We start from the raw sequence: 22,758 nt of genomic DNA, 5'->3' as shown, positions 1-22,758 counted from the left end.
GTTATGCCTCCAACGCAGCTTTGGCCTGAGTTGCTAACCACTTTTGAAAAAAGTGTGTTGGTAAATCCATTTCAGGAGAAAAAACCCCTCCACCAAAACCTGGTGAATGACGACCTTTCTGCATGTTTTCGACAGCAAAAACATCTTCAGCAAAAACTACCTTCCATGATTCCAATGTTGCTTCACGGCATGCATCATATTTGGCATTTAGAGACTCATCGCTGACGTAATATAGACGAAGCCTTTCTATGGTCTGTTCTGGCGCAATTGGATCAATCATCATGGCAAATGCATGATCAGCTTGAATACCTAACAATACGTTTGGAAATACAGCAACATATTCTGCATGGCGTAATTGTTCTTCAGGCCAAGTTGGGAATTTTGGTAAATGGGTGCCTGCTGTCGCTGATAGGTTATATTTATAACTACCCTGACCTGCAAAGCGATCTTCAAACATAATGTTGTAATGATCTTCAAGTTTGGAGTAAGTATTTAGCGCTGGATGTACCCAAGGCAAATGATAAGCTTCGCAATAATTTTCAACAGTCAACTTCCAATTGCTTTTTACTGGAAGTTCAAAATGTGAACCCACTTTACTACTGCGGATGAGCTCTAAACCGTTTTCACCTAAGAAAGGTTTCCAACGCTCCACCAACGGTGCAATATGCGATTCAAATGTTGCGGCATCGCCAGAAATATTAACGAAGACCATATCCATCCAAATTGCTGAACGAAGTGCCTTTAAACCATGTTTTTCACACTTAAAACGTTCATCTTTGTGCTGACCAATTCCACCGACATGCGGAGTACCTTTTAAATTACCATTCAGGTCATAACTCCATGAATGATATGGACAGCGAATAACACCTTCAATCGCACCTTGATCATGTACCAGTTGCATACCACGATGGCTGCATACATTATGAAATACTTGAACTAAGCCATCACGGTTACGCATCATAACCAATGGCATACCCATAAAATTCACGGGCTTTACATAACTATTTTTAGGTAAATCCGAAGCAAAACCCACACACACCCATGTTTTACTTAAAATATTGTCGCGTTCGAAGTTAAAATATTCATTGCTGGTATAAGCTAAATTTGGCATACCATTAGATTCAGTAATTGGATTTAAAACATTATCAACTTGCTGAACCGTAATTAATTGTTGGCTAACTCGACTATTCATCTGATGATCTCCCTTATATTTGAACGAATGCAGAACTCCCTGCGCTGAGATGATTTGCACACTCTGCTATTTCTTTGGAGATTGTGTTAAATATCGAGTTGTCTCACAAACGACTTTTTAGCTAGGTATCTATGAGTTTTAATCATGCTCTTCAGATTTATTTTTTATGATCAAATTAAATATTAAAAAATAGAGTTCTTTGAAAAATCGAAGAATGATCCATCATTAATAAAAAATTGTTGTTGAAATTCCCTTATTAGAATGAGGGGGATTCTTCATATAAATTCTCTCCCGCTTGCGCCTAACGACGCTCATCTTTTTAAAAGGAAAAGTAACTTTCATTGCGAATTCATTACAGCTCAAAAATAACTTATGCAAGAGTTCTCATAATCTCCCATGATTAAAACTCACGGATGAATGAGAATAAATCAGTTGAGTGTTCTTCCTCCTCATTACTACTCTGTATTATTCGCATCTGATAGCTAATAGTTTTTAGCTATTTGCAACGCATCCAAGGAGGAGTTATGCGTATAACAACAGGGGCTACTGATTCTCATTCAGTCGTTTCAATAATTTCAAAAGTATTTGTAGTTGCATTCGTTATATTTTGTGCTGTTTTCGCAGATTCCGCGGGAAAAATATTCGCCGATCTATCCAGTGTTTTATTACACAATATGAAGTGGTTTATTTTGTCTTCTGTGTCGGCAATGTGCTTTTTCCTGCTGTATGTGATGTGTAGCAGATATGGCTTACTTAAAATCGGGAAAGATACAGATCAACCTGAATATAGCTATTTTGCATGGATCTCCATGCTATTTTCTTGCGCTATGGGAGTTGGTTTGGTGTTTTGGGGCGTCGCCGAACCGATGAACCACTATGCAAGCAACCCTTTTACCAAAGGCTTAACCGATGAAGCAGCCAGTATGGCAATGCAAATTTCCTATTTTCATTGGGGTTTACACGCCTGGTCCATTTATTGTTTAGCCGCTTTAGCCATTGCCTACTTTTCATTTCGCAAAGGCTTACCCTTTTCATTACGTTCAATTTTGCATCCTATTATTGGCGATCGTATTTATGGCCCAATCGGGCATATCGTTGACATACTTGTGATTATTATTACAACCTTCGGCATTTCACAAACACTCGCCATCGGTGTATTACAGATTAATGCAGGCTTGCATAAAGTTTTTGATATAGAAGTCAGCGTTACTGTTCAATTTATTCTCATGATTTCATTGTCGAGTATTGCAACCTTCTCAGTTGTACGTGGTATTGGCACAGGTATGCGCCGTCTTTCAGAAGTTAATATTATCTTATCTATCCTACTCATTTTGATTCTGATGTTTATCGGCCCTGCACGCTATATCACCAATTCATATATCGAAGGCATTGGCAACTATACATCGCACTTTATTGGGATGAGTTTATGGAGTGATGCCCAAAAAGATTCAGAATGGCAAAACTGGTGGACCGCTTTCTACTGGTTATGGTGGCCAACATGGGCCCCATTTGTAGGGATGTTTATTGCCAAAATTTCTAAAGGACGTACCATTCGCCAACTCATTTCAGGTGTGCTGATTGTTCCAACCTTAGTGACTTTCTTTTGGTTTGCAGTATTTGGTGGTTCAGCCCTCAAAATTGAACAAGATGTTCGTAAAAGTTTTGAACAACAAACGGCATTGATTGAAAATCAAATCGCACCATCTACAGACACGATGGTATCTCAAGCATCAACAATCTCACCTGCTGCTGTTGAATTTAAGGGTGGACCCATTGTAAAAGCAACTCAGCAAGATAATACACTTGCTGTATTTGAATTATTTAATGCCATAGATAGTGGATTATTCGGATCAATCCTCAGTATGGCGACTTGTCTGTTACTGATTACCTATCTCGTGACTTCTCAAGATGCGGGTACTCATGTGCTGTGTTTTCTAGATACGCGCTCCGAAAAGGATACACCGATCCGTATTCGAATCATTTGGTGTCTATTCGTTACCGCAATTAGTTTAGGTTTACTCTATGCAGGTGGCCTAAAAACAATTCAAGCCGCTGTTATTCTATTTGGCTTTCCAATTATCGTTTTCCTCACCATTTCAATGTTTGCCTTAATGAAGGCATTTAAACAGGAAGACATTGCCAATATTGCGGTTGTAGCAAAGCATCCTCCATGTGAACCAAAAGATTAAATTCTTTAGTTTGATACGAGGACATCGCAAGGAGAAGCATTCTAAAAATGATTCTCCTTAAAAAATTAAAATAGCGCTTTAAGAACTTATCCAAGAAACAGCTTAGTAGCAGATCGCGATGATTTACTCATTAGCGATCACTAAGCATATTATTCAAGGAAATTGAATGAAAAATAAAAAACCTCACCAAAACCGCATTACTAATCGCCATCCAGAACATTTAAATATGCATCAAATTGGGCCAGGTGACTTAGCAATATCTGAATGGAATCAGGCTGGTCTTACAATGCCTAATCTCGACCGCATGCATCAGTATCGGTTAGATCGCATCTGTAAATTATTAAAACAACAAGGGCTAGCAGGCATATTATTATACGATCCTATTAATATCCGTTATGCAACAGGTACAACCAACATGCAAGTCTGGTTGTTACACAATGCTGGACGCTATACCTATATATCCGCTGAAGGTGAAGTCATCCTCTGGGAGTTTGATCACTGTGATTTTTTAGCCGATCATTCCAAGGTTATATCACACATTCGCCCCTCTATCTCATGGTTCTATTTTTGTGCTGGAACTCGAATTGATGAGCAAGTAAAAAAATGGGCGAATGAAATATATGAGGTGGTTTTACAATACAGCAAAGGGAATAAAAAAATTGCCATAGATAAGTGCAATGACGAAGGTATTAAAGCATTAGAGCAACTCGGGCTCAGTATTCAAAATGGTGAAGTCATTATGGAACTTGCACGTGCGATTAAAGGTGAAGACGAAATCAGTGCAATGCGTTGTGCAGTCCATGCTACAGATACATCAATAAAAATTATGCATGAGCATTTAGAACCAGGGATTTCAGAACAGCGCTTATGGTCATATTTACATGCTGAAAATATTGCCCGTGGTGGCGAATGGATTGAAACGCGGTTGCTCTCCTCAGGCCCACGCTGCAATCCGTGGTATCAGGAGTGTAGTGGGCGTATTATCCAAAATGGTGATCTGGTCGGTTTTGATACCGATCTGATCGGTGCTTATGGCATTTGTGTGGATACTTCTCGGACATGGTTATGTGGAGATAAAGCGCCTACTGCCGAACAAAAAAATATTTATCAAATGGCATATGATCAAATTCAGTTTAATACCGAATTATTACGCACAGGTATAAGCTTTAAAGAACTTACGCACAATGCTTTACAGTATGATCCAAATCACTATAACCATTATTCCTTTCTTTACCATGGTGTAGGCTTATGTGATGAAGCACCTGGTATATACTTTAAAGAAGCTTGGGAAAGTTATGGTTATGATGGTGTTCTAGAGGCGAATATGGTTCTGTGTGTTGAAAGTTACGTGGGACATAAGCAAGGTGGGTCAGGCGTTAAACTTGAGAATCAAGTTCTGATTACGGAAAATGGCCCCGAAATCCTGACCTTATATCCTTTTGAGTCACGTCTACTGATTAATTAGATTGTATAAAAGAGCTGTAAAGTTAGATCATCATATTTACTAGTCCGCAGCTCTTTTAATTTTTCTCTTTCCATCGAATACAAATTAATTCAAACCTTTTTGCCCAACTTGTCCTGGCAACTGCTCTAAAAGCCAATGACGGAACTGTTTGACTGTAGAAGGAATAACCCCTCGATCGGTAGGTTCTAACATACAAAAATTAGCTTGAGTGCGTAATACGGTTTCAACAGGACGAACCAATGCCCCACTTTCTAAATAATCATCGACTAAAGATCCCCATGCCAAAGCTACGCCCTGCCCATTAATGGCAGCCTGAATGAGCAGTGGATAATTATTAATATTGACTCTACTTCTAGGCTTGAACATCGGATATCCCACCAAAGCAAACCATTCAGCCCAATTTACCCAATCCTTTTGCGATTCATCCAAAGACAACAAACTCTTCCCAAAGATATGCTCAGGGCTTTTGTCTTGAAATTGAGCAAGATAAGCAGGGCTACACACTGGAAATACTTCTTCAGGGAATAAAGGCGTAACTTTCATCTCGATTGGGGGGACTTTGCAATAAAATAAAGCTAAGTCACAATCCATTTTATGCAGGTCAAGAATCTTTTCGGTGGTTAATATTCTTAAATCAATGCCTTCGTTTTGTTGAAAACTCGCCACTTTAGGCAATAACCATAAGGCTGCCATAGCATTGGTTGTAACAACAGTCACCTGATGCTCACCCTGCCATTTTTTAATTTCGGCGGTTGCTTGAGACACATCCTGTAAAGCACTGTATATCGTTTGATAATATTGTAAGCCAGTCGGTGTTAAAACAATATTTCGATTGGCACGGACAAATAACTCCTTCCCTAGATATTCTTCGAGTTGCCTAATCTGACGACTGATTGCACCTTGAGTTACATTCAATTCATTTGCTGCCTGAGTAAAACTCAGATGGCGTGCTGCCGCCTCAAATACAATCAAACTGTTCATGGGTGGTAGTGGTTTAATTCTCATGGACGCTCCTTGTTTATCCTATCTATCCATGTCGAACACCTATGTTTGGCCAGCTTGTTCAAGTAAAGGTGGCTAAATGTTCAAACAGACTTCCTTGTGATGTCGCTCAATTAACTTATTATCGATGTAATAAATTATTTCATTCTTTTAATTTCGATAAAATCTCATAAATAACAATCAATAAAAAGTGAGAAAAACGAATAGATGTATGAGTTTTTCTCATTCAAAATAATTTTCCTATCATAAAAACAAAAAGGGCTGAAAATTCAGCCCTTTTTAACGATCAATTTACAACTTAAGCATCCGTATTCAGCGCCACACTTGGTTGAGCATTTCTCAATTTTCGCTGCTTCAAATAATAGGCCAGCATCAAACAGAGAATCCATGCAGGAATCATCATGACCGCGATACGCATATCTGCAGTCATTGACATCACCACCAGAATACTCAGCATAAAAATAATGCATAGATAGTTACTGAATGGATAAGCAATACTTGGGAACTTAGTCGTTAGCCCTTGTGCTTGCATGGCTTTACGGAATTTTAAATGCGTCCATGAAATCACCACCCAGTTAATCACAATCGCAGCAACCACCAGCATCATTAACAAACCAAATGCCTTCTCAGGAAATGCATAGTTCAACAATACACAAAGTACAGTGACGAATGCCGAAACATAAACAGCATTGGTCGGAATACCACGTTTGTTGATTTTCTTAAGGAACTTAGGTGCATTGCCTTGTTGAGCCAAGCCCAATAACATACGGCTACTACAGTAACTTGTACCGTTATAAACCGAAACTGCTGCGGTCAGGATCACAAAGTTCAACATGGTCGCAACGCCTTGGCTATCTAATGATGCAAAGACCATCACGAATGGGCTACCACCTTGTGCCATTTGGTTCCAAGGAAACAAAGCAAATAAGATGAAAAGCGTTGCGATATAGAAAATCAAAATACGATAGATAATTTGATTCACTGCTTTTGGCAAGGTTTTATCTGGATCACGTGCTTCTGCCGCAGTAATACCAAATAACTCGATGCCACCAAAAGCAAAAATGATCACTGCCATAGCCATCACTAGACCCTCTACACCAAATGGAAAGAATCCACCCAATGCCCAAAGGTTGCTGATTCCAGCTTGTGGCCCTGCCGTTCCTGTTGCAAGTAAATACGAACCAAAACCAATCATGGCCAGGATTGCTAAGATTTTGATGATGGAAAACCAAAACTCCATTTCACCAAAAAACTTGACATGCAAAAGGTTGATACCGTTAATTAAGATAAAAAAGGCCAATGCTGAAACCCATGTCGGGATTTCAGGCCACCAATATTGAATATATAACCCAATCGCTGTGAGCTCAGCCATACAGACCAGAACATTGAGTACCCAATAGTTCCAACCTGACATGAAACCTGCAAATGAGCCCCAGTATTTGTAAGCAAAATGGCTAAATGAACCACTGACTGGCTCTTGTACCACCATTTCACCTAGCTGTCGCATCATTAAAAATGCAATAAGCCCTGCAATCGCATAACCCAGAATGACCGATGGGCCAGCCAGCTTAATCGATTGTGAGATACCTAGAAACAAACCTGTGCCAATCGCACCACCTAGCGCAATAAGCTGGATATGCCGATTGCTTAAACCTGGGTTCAGGTTTCCTTGCTCCTGTTTTGACATATGATTATTCTCATCCGTGTCGCGTAATTTTTCTGTCTAAAATTACGTATATCATAAGTTAATCACAAATGCCTATATCTAACTCGAAAAATAATTAATTCACTTTTCGAATAACCGCGCATATAAACAGAAAATTCAATAAATAACAAATATTATGAATAATGTAATTAAATTATGTATTGCGTAATTAATTATTTTCAGTATGATAGAAATTAAGACGCAGGGATTTTTGCTCTAAGTAAACTAGAATTGGCAGATAAAAACTTAAATATCAATTTATCTTTCAACTACTTAATCAAAATACTCCCTAAACAAAGAGATTAGACCAACAGAATTAAAGACAAGGAAAGCGAATCATGGCCCATCATTTAACTTCTTTTCTTGAGATTGATGCCCAATCAGATTTCACAATACATAATTTGCCATACGGTATTTTTAGCGAGACCGCACAAGCTGAAAAACGCGTCGGCGTTGCAATTGGTGAATGGGTGCTTGACCTTGCCGCATTAGAGCAAAAAGGCTTATTACAGCTCACGACAGCAAACTGCTTTAATCAGCCAACACTGAATAAATTCATCGAAACAGGCAAACAAAATTGGCATAAGGTTCGCAGCACTTTGCAAAACTTATTGTCTGCGGAAAATCCAAGCTTACGTGATGATGCAGATTTACGTCAGCAAGTGTTGTTTAAACAAGAAGATGTGGTCTTACATTTACCGATTCATGTTCCTGGCTATACCGACTTCTATTCATCAAAAGAACACGCCACTAATGTCGGCACCATGTTTAGAGATCCTAAAAATGCACTCTTGCCGAACTGGAGCGAATTGCCTGTCGGCTATAACGGTCGTGCCAGTTCTGTGATTGTCAGCGGTAAAGACATTGTGCGCCCTTCAGGACAAATCAAATTACCGAATGAAGAACGTCCTATGTTCTCGGCAACCCGTAAACTCGACTTTGAACTCGAGACCGCTTTTGTCGTGGGTAAAGCAACTGAATTGGGCGAGCCGATTGCTATTGAAAACGCATGGGAACATATCTTTGGCATGGTGTTGTTAAATGATTGGTCAGCACGTGATATTCAACAATGGGAATATGTCCCTTTAGGCCCTTTCAATGCCAAAACCTTTGCCAGTGCCATTTCACCTTGGGTGGTGACCATGGAAGCACTTGAACCATTTAAAGTCAAAGGTCCAGAACAACAGCCACAACCATTGGGTTATCTACAAGAAAACACTGCCAATAGTTATGACATCCACCTCAGTGTTGAAGTGCAGACACCTCATTCAGAACAAGCGGATGTGATTTGCCAAACCAACTTTAAATATATGTATTGGTCAATGTCACAGCAACTAACCCACCACACCATTGCAGGCTGTAATGTACAAGTCGGCGATTTAATGGGTTCAGGCACGATTTCAGGCCCAACCGAAGATTCTTATGGCAGCTTACTGGAACTGACGTGGAATACCACCAAACCACTCAACCTTTCCAACGGTGAAAAGCGTGGCTTCTTGGAAGATGGTGACCGTGTCGTGATGAAAGGCTACTGTGAAAAAGATGGAATTCGCGTGGGTTTTGGTGAAGTTGCCAATACCATTTTACCAGCACGTCACTTTCGTTTTAATGAACAAAAGGACGAACGCTATGAAACTGTATAGTTACTTTCGTAGCTCTGCGGCTTATCGAGTGCGTATCGCACTCAACCTGAAAGCGCTGCCTTATGAAACTGAAGCCGTGCATCTCGTTAAAAATGAGCAACAGCTTGCAAGCTATCGTGCACTGAATCCAAGTCAGTTGGTGCCAACACTGCTTGACCAAGATCAGACCTTTACCCAATCGCTCAGCATTTTGGAATATCTTGAAGAACGTTATCCAACCAAAGCCCTGTTACCTAAAGATCTGGTTGAACGTGCCAAAGTCCGTGCTTTTGCACAAAGCATTGCCTGTGACATTCATCCAATCAATAACTTGAGAGTGTTGAAGTACCTGCAAAATGATCTTGCGATCAGTAACGAGCAAAAAACACTGTGGTACCGACATTGGATTTTAGAAGGCTTTCACAGCTTAGAAATGCAATTACAGCATTCCAATGGGCAATTCTGTTTTGGCTCACAGCCGACTTTTGCCGACTGCTGTTTGATTCCTCAAGTCTATAACGCCAAGCGCTTTAAAATTGATTTAAGTGCTTTCCCCAAAATTGAGTCGATCTATCAACATTGCTTAACCCTTCCCGCATTCTTGAATGCCACACCAGAACAACAACCAGATTGGGAATAGAGATAAAAGGAGTTTTATCATGAGCTTTGCAATTAAAAAAATTCACCATGTGGCTTATCGCTGTAAAGATGCCAAAGAAACCGTCGAATGGTACAAAAAAATGCTGCATATGGATTTCATTCTGGCCTTTGCAGAAGACCATGTGCCATCCACCAAAGCCTTTGATCCGTACATGCATTTATTCTTAGATGCGGGCCAAGGCAATGTATTGGCCTTTTTTGAACTGCCGACGCAACCCGATATGGGCCGTGATGAAAATACACCACAATGGGTGCAGCACATTGCTTTTGAAGTGGAAGATTTAGATGCACTGATGGCAGCAAAAGCACATCTGGAAGCCAATGACGTCAAGGTATTAGGGGTCACCAACCATGGTATCTTCCATTCGATTTACTTCTTCGATCCAAATGGTCATCGTCTGGAATTGACCTACAATGATGTCCATGCCGATGCCAAGATTGCACGCATTACTGAAGAAATGAAATTAGAAATGCTGGATGAGTGGAGCCGTACCAAACGTGCACCGCACCATACTCATTTCTTACACGAAGATGAACTTGGTGCATAAATCCAGTTCCATGAAATTGGCATTAGCGTTGTAAAATGCTAATGCCTTTTTTTATGGTCTAATTTTAAAGCATTTTGTATGTTTTTAAGGCATAGTAGGCTCAGCAAAATAGCGTGCAATCTCTCTAAAAACAATTGTATGCTTATGCAATTCGCCGATTTGATACATTTAAAAAGATGATTTCTATTTTGCCCGATGCTCAGGCATTATGTGCTGGATGTAAATTGTCCATGATTGACAGCAACAAATACTGCGTGAATGCGCGCAGCTTAAGGGTTATTGAATGATTGAAGAAAAGTTATCTGGTGGGGTTCAATCACTTGAGGTCGGCTTAGCCGTACTGAATGCCCTTTTAGAACACAACAAGCCCATTATATTAAAAGATCTATCCAGCAAACTGGATATGCACCCTGCCAAGGTACACCGTTATCTGGTCAGTCTGATTCGCATGAATTACGCCAAGCAACTCACTGATGGTCAGTATGCCTTAGGCGATCAAGCATGGCGTTTAGGCTTGAACTGTATTCAACATACCGATGTGTTACAGCTGGTTCAGCACCTGATTTATGAATTACAAAACAAGATAGGCTGTGGTATTCAAATCAGCAAATGGTCGCCTAAAGGGCCTTTAGTGGTGCAATCAATTGAATCCAACCATCCGATTTCAATCGTGACCAAGGTTGGTTCAATCATGCCTTTGGTCAATTCCGCAGCGGGTCGTGTGTTTGCCTCTTATATGCCTGAAGCCGTGATTAAGCCACTGATGCAAGCGGAATGGGAAAAAGCGGCTCATAACCATTATCCGATTAAACCGACTGATTGGGATGGATTCTTAGTATTAAAAGAACATGTATTGCAACACGGTATGTCGATTGCTCAGGGCGACTTGTTGGTGGGAATCAATGCGGTGGGTCTACCAATCTTTAATGCGCATCATTCAATGGAGTTTTGTATTGTGGCACTGGACAGTGAAATGTTTTTCTCGGTTCATGACGGCAGCGAGAACTTAGAACTGTTTAAACGTGAAGTTGCAGCAATCAATCAATATATTCAAACCCGTTAATGTTTCATCCATATAAAAAAGCCAAGAAGCGAACTTCTTGGCTTTTTTATTTCATTTGAATGCAATTACTTTGCTTCTAATACACCACGGCGGATCTGGTCACGTTCGATGGATTCAAACAGTGCCTTGAAGTTCCCTTCACCAAAACCATCATCATCTTTACGTTGAATAAATTCAAAGAACACTGGCCCAAGCATGTTTTGCGAGAAAATCTGCAACAACAGTTTTTTCTGACCATCTTTGGTATTGCCATCCAACAAGATACCGCGTTTTTGCAGTTCTTCTGTTGGCTCACCATGATTCGGTAAGCGCTCTTTCAACATTTCATAATAGGTCTCAGGCGGCGCTGTCATAAACTGCATGCCGATCCCTTTTAACTTGTCCCAAGTTGAAAGCAAGTCATCGGTAATAAACGCGATATGCTGAATGCCTTCACCATTGAAATCTGCCAAGAACTCTGCGATTTGACCGTTGCCTTTGTCTGAATCTTCATTCAATGGAATACGAATCATGCCATCTGGTGCAGTCAAGGCTTTCGAGGTTAAACCCGTATATTCGCCTTTGATATCAAAGTAGCGGATTTCTTGGAAATTAAAGATTTTTTCATAGAAGTTCGCCCAATATTCCATACGCCCTTTATAGACGTTATGAGTTAAATGGTCGATTTCGTTCAGGCCTGCGCCTTTAGGATTTCTGTCCGCATCATCAAAGAAAACGAAGTCATTTTCATAGATATCACGATCCACAAGGAAAATTGGCATGCCACCAATCCCTTTAATCGCTGGGATATTGAGTTCCATTGGCCCAGCTTGAGAGTACATCGGCTCTGCACCAAGCTCCACTGCTTTAGTAAATGCTTTGGCTGCATCGCGGGTTCTAAAACCCATTGCACAGGCTGAAGGACCATGTTCTTTAAAGAAGAATGAAGCATAAGACTCAGGCTGGTAGTTCAAAATAATATTGATATTACCCTGACGCCATAAATAAACTTTTTTAGACTTATGCTTTGCGACTTTAGAAAAACCGATGGTCTCAAAGATTTGATCTAATCCGTTTTCCGTCGAAACAAATTCAATAAAAGCAAAACCACATAATTCTAATGGGTTATCTAAAATGTCCATCTAGTTTCCCTTATTTAGATAAATTCATCCGTTTAATGCTCTGTATAGGTCTTATTCTTCAATTGCTTAATCGCTATCTAAAAGCATCAACCTATACATGCGTTATCAGAAAAGGCGACCGGTGTTTTTATTGGTATGTAAAAGCATCCGTGTTAAAGCCCTTTCCGTCCATAAGTCAGCCAAATGAAGAAATCATGATTCTTGATCTTGGCTCTCAGCTATAAATTCATGCTACAAGAAAGCCTGAATTTATGCAATACATAATTAAATTATGTTATGTGTAATTTTATTACTATTTGAGTCTGCCAATGAAAGGTCGCTATTAAAGAGGAATTGGTTATCTGGCTAAATCAGACCATGGTCTCAAGCTGATAGGAATAAATGTATTGTGAGTAGACTGCCTGTCTTATTTCCTTAACAAAGTTCAATTAGCTTAAGCCTATGAGCTACGTAGGCGAATGAGATAGACATGACGCAAACTTCGATTTTAGAACAGTTAACTCAACTCATTGAAAGCTATAGTCATGAGCATAGTGGTAGACCGCAAAAGATTTTGATTGGTTATAAAGCCTATTATGACTTGATGGGAAATTCGAGTTTTGCTGCTGAGGTCACTAACTCCGCTTTAAACCCCAATAAAAGAAAGTATAAAAAGATTAAAATCAAAGTCACCAAAGATGACTATCAGCTTGAGCTAGAGTAATTTTTCTGGTTTGGGAAATGCCTTTACCTACACGCTTTCATAAAGCATGACACCCCACAAAAACAACAATTAAAAGTTGTGGGGTGAATAATAAATATTGAATTAGACCATATCAGCATTAAGGTCTTGATCCCTCACTTCCGCCTAGTTTTAAAATACGTTCCCTCAAAAATTTCTTATAGGACTTGGTTTTCAATGCCCTTTTTCAGAACCAATCCTGCCTGCAATTTAAAACTCTCAAAAGCAATATGATCAATTGATTTTTATATTCTCTACGCTTGCTATCCATCATCTCACGAAAGTTATTTTATAAAATCGACCATCTTCGCAATTACATCACGCTACTTTCAGCGCTTGACTTCAACTCGATTAAATTATATACATTAATAATGATACGTTTCGTATCATTATACAAAACTACAAAAACAGGTGTATAAAATGGTAGGACTAATCGGAATAGTCTTGTCCTTAATATTGTTGATGTATTTAGCATATAAAGGATTTAGCGTAATTGTACTTGCACCCTTACTGGCATTATTTGCTGTCGCATGGAGCGGTCTCAGCAATCAACTCCTTGGGGTTTATTCCCAAGTGTTTATGACAGGTTTAGGCGGTTATATCATCAAATACTTCCCTCTATTTTTACTAGGTGCGGTATTTGGAAAATTAATGGAAGATTCTGGCTCTGCACAAACCATTGCCAATTTCTTTGTTGAAAAACTCGGACATCACAGAGCCATGCTGTCTATTGTTCTGTCTTGTGCAATTTTAACCTATGGAGGCGTTTCACTTTTTGTTGTTGGTTTTGCTGTCTTTCCCATTGCCTCGGCATTATTTAAAGAACTTGGTATTCCTAAACGCCTGATCCCAGCAGCGATTATGCTAGGTGCACTCACCTTTACCATGACCGCATTACCTGGCACACCGGCAATTCAAAATGCAATTCCAATGCCTTTCTTTGATACCGATCTTTATGCTGCACCTGGACTTGGTGTTTTAGCATCTATCTTTATTTTGATCACTGGCATGTGGTGGCTCAATAGACGGGTAAAAAAAACGGATTTGAGGAATGAAGGATATGGAAACCATATCGAGAATCATCTTGAGCAGAATTCAATATCTGCCAAGCCAAGTCTTATGGTCGCATTTGCTCCAATTTTTATTGTGATTGTGACCAACTTAGTACTCACTAAACTGATTTTACCCTCACTGGACACTGCCTATTTAGCCACGGATCAATTTGGGAATACTTCGCTCAATTCAGTGATTGGATTATGGGCAATCATATGTGCATTGGTTCTGGCTTGTTTAAGCATTATTGTTTTGAACTGGAAGTCTATTGTCGATATTAAAAATTCAATTCAACAGGGTGTCTCGTCATCCTTTTTACCTATTTTTAATACCGCCTCAGAAGTCGGCTATGGTTCGGTCATTGCGTCTTTGGCTGGCTTTATCATCTTACGTGACTTTCTTGTCGGCATTGCACCCAACAATCCGCTTATTTCAGAAGCCATCGTGATTAATGTATTAGCAGGTATCACGGGCTCTGCCTCAGGTGGTTTGAGTATTGCGCTGAATACCATGGGAGAAACCTATAAGGATTTGGCCTTGCAACATGGTATTTCACTCGAACTGATGCATCGCGTTGCCTCTATGGCTTCTGGCGCACTGGATTCCCTTCCTCACAATGGTGCGGTCATTACCATTATTACCTTGTGTGGTTTAACCCATAAACAATCTTATTACGACATGTTCATTGTCGCCGTCATCATTCCATTGATTGCGCTCAGTGGTGTGATCACGCTAGGAACAGTATTCGGTTCTTTCTAAAAACAATCAATTTTGACGTTAATACGGAGAATTAAAAATGTCATTTTCAACTCACCTTCCAAGGATTATGGAAATTGGAAAAAATGCGCGGGCTAAGCTTCCGATGATTTTAGAAAGCTTAGGTGCAAACAAGCCACTCATTATTACCGATAAAATGATGGTTTCACTTGGCTATATCACGCAAATTCAAGACCTGCTAAAAGCAGCGAATATAGACAGTGACTATTTTGCTGAAACCATTCCAGAGCCGACCTCTAGTTCCATCGAAGCAGGTGTGAAATATATTCAGGCACAGCAGTATGATGCCATTATTGCAATTGGTGGTGGCAGCCCGATTGATAGTGCCAAAGCGATTAGTATCTTGAGTAAACATGGTGGGGAGATTTCAGATTATAAATTTCCTAGACAAGTCAATGAACTCGGTCTGCCTATCATTGCCATTCCAACCACCGCAGGAACAGGATCTGAATGCACACGGTTTACCATCATTACCAATGACAAAACCAATGAGAAAATGCTGTGTGCTGGGCTTGGTTTTCTGCCAATCGCAGCAATCATCGACTACGAACTTACCATTTCACTGCCCCCACGCACCACTGCAGATACAGGTATTGATGCGCTTACCCATGCCATTGAAGCGTATGTCAGTAAGAAAGCCAGTCCATATAGTGATGCGCAAGCACTCGCAGCGATGAAACTGATTGGTCCAAATTTACAGATCGTTTATCACCAACCCAGCAATGAGCGAGCACGTGAAAAAATGATGCTCGGTTCGACTTTGGCAGGGATTGCTTTTTCAAACGCCTCTGTTGCCTTGGTGCATGGTATGAGCCGCCCCATTGGTGCTTTTTTCCATGTTCCGCATGGACTATCCAATGCAATGTTACTCCCCCTCATCACTGAGTTTTCAATCCAAGCAGCGCCAGAACGTTACGCCGACTGTGCCAAGGCAATCGGCTGTGCACATGCAGATGATTCGATTGAGATCGCCAATCAAAAGCTCATCAAAACCTTAATCGCGATTAATCAAGATTTAAAAGTCCCCACATTGGCTGAGTTTGGGGTCGACAAACACTATTTTGATGAGGTCGTTCAGACCATGGCCAAGCAGGCACTGGCCTCTGGCTCACCATCCAATAACCCTATCGTGCCGACAATTGAGCAAATGGTCAGCTTGTATCAACAACTTTGGTCAGCATAAAAGCTTTCATTTTTTATAACAGAGGATAAATTCACATGGAACTTATTGGACATTTTATTAATGGTGCAATCCATACAACGCATGCACGTACGCAAGCTGTTTACAACCCATCATTAGGCATACAAGTCAAAGAGGTTGCGCTTGCTGGCAAAGCAACTGTAGAAGAAGCAATTGCTGCCGCAGAAGCGGCTTTTCCAGAATGGCGCAATACCCCTGTAATTAAACGTGCGCGCGTCATGTTTAAATTTAAGGAATTACTTGAACAAAATGCTGAAAAAATCTGCCAGTTGATTGGTGAAGAACATGGCAAAATCGTACATGATGCCGCAGGAGAGTTACAACGTGGCATTGAGAATGTTGAATATGCCTGTGGCGCACCCGAGTTTCTAAAAGGTGAATTTAGTAAAAATGTCGGACCCGCAATCGATTCATGGAGTGAGTTTCAGCCTTTAGGTGTTGTTGCAGGAATTACCCCATTTAACTTTCCAGTTATGGTTCCACTTTGGATGTTCCCCATGGCCATTGTATGTGGAAATACTTTTGTGCTGAAACCTTCCGAGCGTGATCCATCCTCCACATTATTTATTGCTCAACTGCTCAAACAAGCGGGACTGCCTGATGGTGTAATGAATGTCGTTAATGGAGATAAAGAAGCAGTCGATACGCTACTGCATGATCCACGTGTTCAAGCGGTTAGCTTCGTGGGATCCACACCCATTGCAGAATATATCTATCAAACCGCAACTGCAGCAGGTAAACGCTGTCAGGCCTTGGGAGGTGCAAAAAACCATGCCATTGTCATGCCCGATGCAGATTTAGATAATGTGGTCAGTTCTTTATTAGGTGCAGCCTTTGGTTCATCGGGCGAACGCTGCATGGCCCTTTCTGTCGCAGTCGCTGTCGGTGATGACATTGCTGATCAAATGATCGCAAAACTATCCAAAGAAATCGATTTGCTCAAATATGGCCCATACTCAAATAAAGACAATGATTTTGGTCCAGTGATTACCGCGCAACATAAAGCCAAAGTCGTCAACTATATTGATAGTGCAGAACAACAAGGCGCCAGCGTGATCGTCGATGGACGCAATGCAGCGCCTGAAGGTTATGAAAATGGTTTTTATGTGGGTGCGACACTCATTGATCAAGTCACACCGAATATGACCAGCTATAAAGAAGAAATCTTTGGTCCCGTACTGCAAGTTATTCGTGTAAAAACCATGCAAGAAGCCATGGATCTGATTGACAGCCATGAATATGGAAATGGCACTTGTATCTATACGCGTGATGGTGAGGCTGCGCGCTATTTTAGCGACAACATTAAAGTGGGGATGGTCGGCATTAATATCCCACTTCCAGTACCTGTGGCTTATCATAGCTTTGGCGGTTGGAAGCGTTCGCTGTTTGGTGATCTACATGCCTATGGGCCAGATGGTGCCCGTTTCTATACGCGTCGTAAAACCATTACTCAACGCTGGCCGAGCACCAATGTCCGTGAAGGGGCACAATTTTCAATGCCGACACTCAACTAATTTATTCACCCACTAAAAAGAGTGAGCATTCAGCTCACTCTTTTTAAACATCAATCAATTTATTTAAATCATGTGCCGCCTGACGTAGTAAAGGCTCAAAAGTTAAGAGGTCATCAAGCGATTTTCTAATCGTAGGTGCATGGACATACAGGCATGCCACAATGCTACCTGCTCTTTGAATGGGGACAGAACAAGCCACCATACCCGAAATAAACTCTTCATTATCAGTGCCGAGTTTATTTAGAAAAATTTGATCCAAATTGTCTTCAAGTAAGACGGGATCGGTAATGGTATTTTTGGTGAGCTGTACAATCGGTAAATGCGCTAAGATATTTTTCCTGCGACTCACAGGCTGAAAACTTAAAAATAGTTTTCCACTCGAAGTACACCACAAAGGCACTGTCGCACCAACAGGTAAATACACCTGTAGCGGCCAATTCGCCTGCACCCTGTCGGTGTAAAGCATTTGATTATCACTAAGTATGGCAATACCACAGGTTTCATTAATTTGATCTGATAATTTTTGCAGGATAGCCAAGCGTTCCATCTTACGAGGTTCCTGCTCCCAAGAACTCATTAGCAGCTTATAGGTTCGATCCCCAAGAATATAACCACCATACATATCCATCTTCACAAATTTTTCTTGCTCTAGCGTTTGTAATAAACGATGAATGCTCGGTTTTGGAATATCCAGCTCTACCGAAAGATCTAAAGGTGACGGTGGATGTTTTGCAGTAGAAATTGCCTCAATAATGTCTAAAACTCGAGTAATGGATGAACCTTTTTTATTCATTTTTAAGTCCCAACACCTGCATATCGCCAATCTCTTTTCGAATACAGTACATCTATATTTATGAAAATTACCAATATTCAAGATAGTAATCGTGTTAGGAACCTGGATTCAAGTCATTCTTCCGCTGTAAACAAGAAAGTTACTTTTCCAATAAGCAAACTTATAAGAGAATAATTCTCATATCTAACAATTCATTACTTGAGCTTATGTGAGCTTCTTGGCATCGTTTGTCAGTTGCTTCATTATGGGAATCTCCTGCCGATGGCTAGTCCAGCGCAAGCTATAAGACATAAATTACTTAACACTTTCTTTTCAAGACATTCTGTTTGGTTTCTTTGTATTTTTACTGCTTTAACCATTACTTGGTTTAAATTTACCTATACTCCACATACCATTTATTATTTTATATCCGATACCCTTTTAAACGGTCTTTGGTTAGTCACTGGGGTGCTCAGCATTGTTGGTTTACGCGACTTACTGCAAAAGAAACATGCAATTTTGAGAAACTATCCAATTTTGGGACATTTCCGCTTTCTGTTTGAAGATGTTCGCCCTGAAATTCGTCAATATTTCATTGAATCAGATCAGGATGCACTGCCTTTTTCGCGGATGCAACGTAGCTTGGTTTATCAACGTGCAAAAAATGAAAATGCAGATAAACCATTTGGTTCTATCATTGATGTCTATGACCCAAACTATCGCTTCATTGTGCATTCGATAGCCCCTTGCCCACCAGCCAATCCAGAGTCTTTCCGTGTGCTGATTGGCAATGCGCAATGTAGCCAGCCGTATAGCGCCTCGATCATGAATATCTCAGCGATGAGCTTTGGTAGCCTCAGCGCCAACGCAATTCGTGCGCTGAATAAAGGTGCACATTTAGGTAACTTCTATCACGATACTGGTGAAGGCAGTCTGAGTCCCTACCACTTAGAGCATGGTGGCGATATTGTCTGGCAAATTGCCAGTGGTTATTTTGGTTGCCGCACAGCTGAAGGTTTATTTGATCCAGATAAGTTTGCACAGCAAGCTAAAAATCCAAATATTAAAATGATTGAGGTCAAGCTCTCACAAGGGGCAAAACCAGGTCACGGCGGTATTTTACCCAAACATAAAATCACTGAAGAAATTGCCCAAATTCGGGGTATTTCCAGAGATCATGACTGTGTTTCTCCTTCCAAACACCCAAGTTTTAACACACCGATTGAAATGATGCATTTCATTCAAAAGCTTAGAGAACTTTCAGGTGGGAAGCCTGTCGGCTTTAAATTGTGTATTGGTCAACCTTGGCAATTCATGAGTATTGTCAAAGCCATGCTCGAAACCAAAATTGTACCTGACTTTGTGGTGGTGGATGGTTCTGAAGGCGGAACTGGCGCAGCACCAATCGAATTTAGTGACTATATTGGTACACCTTTGAGAGAAGGTTTACGCTTTGTACACAATACTTTGGTGGGTGCAGGACTTCGTGATCAAGTTAAAATTGGTGCCAGCGGTAAAATGATCAGCGCCTTTGACATTGCCAGCACCTTTGCCTTAGGTGCGGACTGGGTCAATTCTGCACGTGGCTTTATGTTTGCCGTCGGTTGTATCCAAGCACAAAGTTGTCATACCAACCAATGCCCTGTTGGCGTCGCGACACAAGATAAAGATCGCCAAAAAGCGATTGATGTACCAAGTAAGGCTGAACGTGTATTTAACTTCCATAAAAACACCCTGCATGCCTTATCTGAAATGATTGCAGCTGCAGGTTTACATCATCCATCTGACATTAAAGCGCATCATTTGGCACAGCGTATGAATGACCGTGAAATTAAAAATTATGCGCAAATCCATTTCTTCTTAAAAGAAAATGAATTGCTGCACAGCGATTTAAATGATGACGAGAATTTCTATTATCGTATGTGGAAAATGGCGGATGCCAATCACTTTTAAGATAAACGTTTAAACCAATAAAAATCACCACTAGTAATAGTGGTGATTTGGTTTTGCATGTAGAAAAGCAGGAATTAAACCCGTCAGCGCAGCACGAATATCAGCACGCTCATTGATTAATTGGTGTGAGCCTTCTTCCAACATCAATAAAGTCTGCAATCTAAACTTACGGCGAATATATTCAATGTTATAACGCCAATCTACGGTTTGGTCTAAAGCACCCTGTGCGAGCCACACAGGAATACGACATGCTGGTCGCTGTTCCATTTCCAACATCCATTTTGACATCGCCAGAATCCAGTCCATGCCCATCATTCGAGGTTGCAAAGGATCTTTTAAACGCACAAAACGTAAAAACTCAGGATTATGATTATTACGACGGAAATGTCGTGGGACTTGGCTTTTAATGCGACGAATAATGCCCAGACCCACAGAGTTGTGCCACCATGCTGTTTTCGCTGGTCGGATCAATGGCGACAATAATAATACGCGATCGACAATAGGGTCTTCTCGACGTTCAGCATATTCCAGTAAATGATGCATCCAAATTGCACCACCCGTACTCTGTCCAATCCCTAACCACGGCTTAGGTAGTTGTTTCGCACCACGGACTGCATCATAAACTGCATGTAAAACTTGTTGATAATGATCAAAATTTTGGATACTGGCGGGTGAACCGTTACTTAAACCATGCCCAGGCAGATCATAGGTAACAATACTAAAACCTTGCTCAAGGATTTCTTTAATGATCGGTTGATAAATACCACTATGTTCCAAATAGCCATGTAACAGGCACACCGTACCTTGTATTTTTTGCTGTTTCGGCTGAAAGACTTGCACATGCAGGCGAAACAAAGGCATTTCCACATAGCCCTGCCAATGTTCACAGTCAAGTAAATGTAAACCATATAGTTTGCGATAAGCTTGCAATGGCTTAGAGATCTCAGTGACAGTAGATAGATCCAAAGGTTCAAGCAACTGTGGTGTGGTCTCTCGATTCGGTACAGGTAAATCTAATTGTTTTAAAATTGTCGGATTTAAAAATGGAATATCAGACATTAGGGTATCTCTCGACAATCACTTGAGCCAAATAACATATCACGAATCGTAGCCAGCATTTCATAGTTGGCACGGCGGCTATGATCATAGTTTTGTTCACTTGGCCGCCATTGCGTTAAGGTCGTTGGCATTGGGGCCATGACAGGCACAGTCTCAATACCATTTAAAGCAAATAAACGTCGTGTTCGTGGCATGTGATACTCATCAGTAATCAAAATAACGGTTGGTGCGCCACCTTTCTTTTGTAGCAATAAAGAACTAAATCGAGAGTTTTCACAAGTATTCATGCTGCGGTTTTCTAACAATTTAGCATCCACGCCACGCTCTTTTAACCACGCCTGCATATAAGGCGCCTCAACACCACTCAGTACGATTGGTAAAGCATATTTCTTCTCCACTTGTAAGGTTTTTTCCAAGCGTAAGCGGGTGTAATTATTCACCACAATATCTTTACCATTCGCACCTAAGGTCAGACCACCGCCGAGTACGACAATCGCATTCGGCTGTGAAGCACTTTGCGGCTCAACCAAATTCTCTTTATTATTTTTCAATTCAATCAGGTCTTTATTGGTCTGATCTTTATCCTCTTCATTGACTGGTAATGCAATTGGATAGGTTTCTAAAAAGGCAATATATTTCCCCATGAGTGCCTGATTATCAGGCGTATTCCACTGTAAAAAATCTAATGGTGTATTCATTACAACAGCTGAGCTTTCTTGATCCTGTTCAGACTGTTGATCATTTATCAACGGAATACTGGGTTGCTTTTTCTCATTTTGGCTTTCTTTTTCCTGCTCCTCAGCAATCAATTCCTGCAACAACTTGTAGCGTGCTTGAATTAACCTTAAATCTTCCGATTGCTCAGATTGAAAGCTCCGCTCCATGAGTTTCAAATAAGCCTGACGAGCAATCCAGAGATTCGAACCAGGTTCTAAGGTTTCATGTTCACTCAACGCTGCGGGGCGCTGACTCTGTGCTGCGACTTCATTGACATCGACAGGAACAAAGCGGTTCAGACCTTTCACGACCAGCTGAGAGTAAAAAGGCGAATATAAAAAAAGCACAAAACAGCCCAATAGCACGAATAATATGGTAATTACCCGTACTAAACTGACCATCCAATGTACTTTCGCCATAGATT

18 protein-coding genes are annotated in these 22,758 nt (G+C 40.7%); 11 read left to right on the top strand and 7 right to left on the bottom strand.

From position 1 onward, the window contains the following. Position 1: 1 nt before the first annotated feature. Entirely contained in the window at positions 2-1,192 is a 1,191-nt protein-coding gene (locus F957_RS14700) for an aromatic ring-hydroxylating oxygenase subunit alpha (RefSeq protein ID WP_016540337.1), read from the bottom strand. Between the two features lie 524 nt (positions 1,193-1,716). Between F957_RS14700 and F957_RS14705 the strand changes: the two genes are divergently transcribed. Next, positions 1,717-3,381 carry a BCCT family transporter gene (locus tag F957_RS14705; protein WP_016660227.1) on the top strand — a complete coding sequence of 555 codons (1,665 nt, stop codon included), beginning with the start codon at positions 1,717-1,719 and terminating at the stop codon, positions 3,379-3,381. A 166-nt stretch (positions 3,382-3,547) separates the two neighbouring features. Then, positions 3,548-4,846, top strand: coding sequence for a M24 family metallopeptidase (locus tag F957_RS14710; RefSeq protein WP_016540339.1), 1,299 nt, complete (start codon positions 3,548-3,550; stop codon positions 4,844-4,846). An 84-nt stretch (positions 4,847-4,930) separates the two neighbouring features. Here F957_RS14710 and F957_RS14715 read toward each other — a convergent pair whose 3' ends face one another. Next, positions 4,931-5,851 carry a LysR substrate-binding domain-containing protein gene (locus tag F957_RS14715; RefSeq protein ID WP_016540340.1) on the bottom strand — a complete coding sequence of 307 codons (921 nt, stop codon included), beginning with the start codon at positions 5,849-5,851 and terminating at the stop codon, positions 4,931-4,933. A gap of 295 nt (positions 5,852-6,146) precedes the next feature. Further along, positions 6,147-7,535, bottom strand: coding sequence for an amino acid permease (locus tag F957_RS14720; protein WP_004807561.1), 1,389 nt, complete (start codon positions 7,533-7,535; stop codon positions 6,147-6,149). A gap of 356 nt (positions 7,536-7,891) precedes the next feature. On the opposite strand from F957_RS14720, the gene fahA reads away from it, so the two are divergent. From fahA to F957_RS14740, 4 genes are all read left to right on the top strand, one after another. Continuing rightward, on the top strand, positions 7,892-9,196 hold the full coding sequence (fahA, locus tag F957_RS14725) for a fumarylacetoacetase (protein ID WP_016540341.1): 1,305 nt from the start codon (positions 7,892-7,894) through the stop codon (positions 9,194-9,196). Further along, positions 9,183-9,815, top strand: coding sequence for a maleylacetoacetate isomerase (maiA, locus tag F957_RS14730; RefSeq protein WP_016540342.1), 633 nt, complete (start codon positions 9,183-9,185; stop codon positions 9,813-9,815). The genes fahA and maiA overlap by 14 nt, the downstream gene beginning before the upstream one ends. 19 nt (positions 9,816-9,834) lie before the next feature. After that, on the top strand, positions 9,835-10,383 hold the full coding sequence (locus F957_RS14735) for a VOC family protein (RefSeq protein WP_004653219.1): 549 nt from the start codon (positions 9,835-9,837) through the stop codon (positions 10,381-10,383). A 283-nt stretch (positions 10,384-10,666) separates the two neighbouring features. Continuing rightward, on the top strand, positions 10,667-11,446 hold the full coding sequence (locus F957_RS14740) for an IclR family transcriptional regulator (protein ID WP_016540343.1): 780 nt from the start codon (positions 10,667-10,669) through the stop codon (positions 11,444-11,446). 65 nt (positions 11,447-11,511) lie between these two features. Here F957_RS14740 and hppD read toward each other — a convergent pair whose 3' ends face one another. After that, the gene (hppD, locus tag F957_RS14745; RefSeq protein WP_016163504.1) at positions 11,512-12,567 is read right to left on the bottom strand and encodes a 4-hydroxyphenylpyruvate dioxygenase; all 1,056 of its coding nucleotides are present in this window, start codon (positions 12,565-12,567) and stop codon (positions 11,512-11,514) included. A 469-nt stretch (positions 12,568-13,036) separates the two neighbouring features. Here hppD and F957_RS21770 point away from each other — a divergent pair, with 469 nt between their 5' ends. From F957_RS21770 to F957_RS14765, 4 genes are all read left to right on the top strand, one after another. After that, complete coding sequence (locus tag F957_RS21770) at positions 13,037-13,270, top strand: hypothetical protein (protein WP_016540344.1); 234 nt, start codon at positions 13,037-13,039, stop codon at positions 13,268-13,270. Positions 13,271-13,708: 438 nt separating this feature from the next. After that, positions 13,709-15,100: a GntP family permease gene (locus tag F957_RS14755; protein WP_016660226.1), complete on the top strand. Its 1,392-nt coding sequence runs from the start codon at positions 13,709-13,711 to the stop codon at positions 15,098-15,100. A 37-nt stretch (positions 15,101-15,137) separates the two neighbouring features. Then, positions 15,138-16,301, top strand: coding sequence for an iron-containing alcohol dehydrogenase (locus F957_RS14760; protein WP_016660225.1), 1,164 nt, complete (start codon positions 15,138-15,140; stop codon positions 16,299-16,301). Positions 16,302-16,336: 35 nt separating this feature from the next. Continuing rightward, positions 16,337-17,833: a CoA-acylating methylmalonate-semialdehyde dehydrogenase gene (locus F957_RS14765; RefSeq protein ID WP_016540347.1), complete on the top strand. Its 1,497-nt coding sequence runs from the start codon at positions 16,337-16,339 to the stop codon at positions 17,831-17,833. A 43-nt stretch (positions 17,834-17,876) separates the two neighbouring features. On the opposite strand, the gene F957_RS14770 is transcribed toward F957_RS14765, so the two are convergent. Beyond that, on the bottom strand, positions 17,877-18,626 hold the full coding sequence (locus tag F957_RS14770) for an IclR family transcriptional regulator (RefSeq protein WP_016540348.1): 750 nt from the start codon (positions 18,624-18,626) through the stop codon (positions 17,877-17,879). Positions 18,627-18,887: 261 nt separating this feature from the next. Here F957_RS14770 and F957_RS14775 point away from each other — a divergent pair, with 261 nt between their 5' ends. Next, on the top strand, positions 18,888-20,558 hold the full coding sequence (locus F957_RS14775) for an FMN-binding glutamate synthase family protein (RefSeq protein WP_016660224.1): 1,671 nt from the start codon (positions 18,888-18,890) through the stop codon (positions 20,556-20,558). A 30-nt stretch (positions 20,559-20,588) separates the two neighbouring features. Here the strand turns inward: F957_RS14775 and F957_RS14780 are convergent, their stop codons facing one another. Continuing rightward, positions 20,589-21,617 (bottom strand): alpha/beta hydrolase, encoded by a 1,029-nt coding sequence (locus F957_RS14780; RefSeq protein WP_016540350.1) that lies wholly within the window; start codon positions 21,615-21,617, stop codon positions 20,589-20,591. Continuing rightward, positions 21,617-22,753 (bottom strand): YdcF family protein, encoded by a 1,137-nt coding sequence (locus F957_RS14785; RefSeq protein ID WP_016540351.1) that lies wholly within the window; start codon positions 22,751-22,753, stop codon positions 21,617-21,619. Before F957_RS14785 ends, F957_RS14780 begins: the two co-directional genes overlap by 1 nt. Positions 22,754-22,758 lie beyond the last annotated feature (5 nt).

It is taken from the genome of Acinetobacter gyllenbergii CIP 110306 = MTCC 11365 (genome assembly GCF_000413855.1).
GTDB lineage: Bacteria > Pseudomonadota > Gammaproteobacteria > Pseudomonadales > Moraxellaceae > Acinetobacter > Acinetobacter gyllenbergii.
The sequence above is the reverse complement of the archived record's forward strand: the minus strand, read 5'-3'. Positions and strand labels throughout refer to the sequence as shown.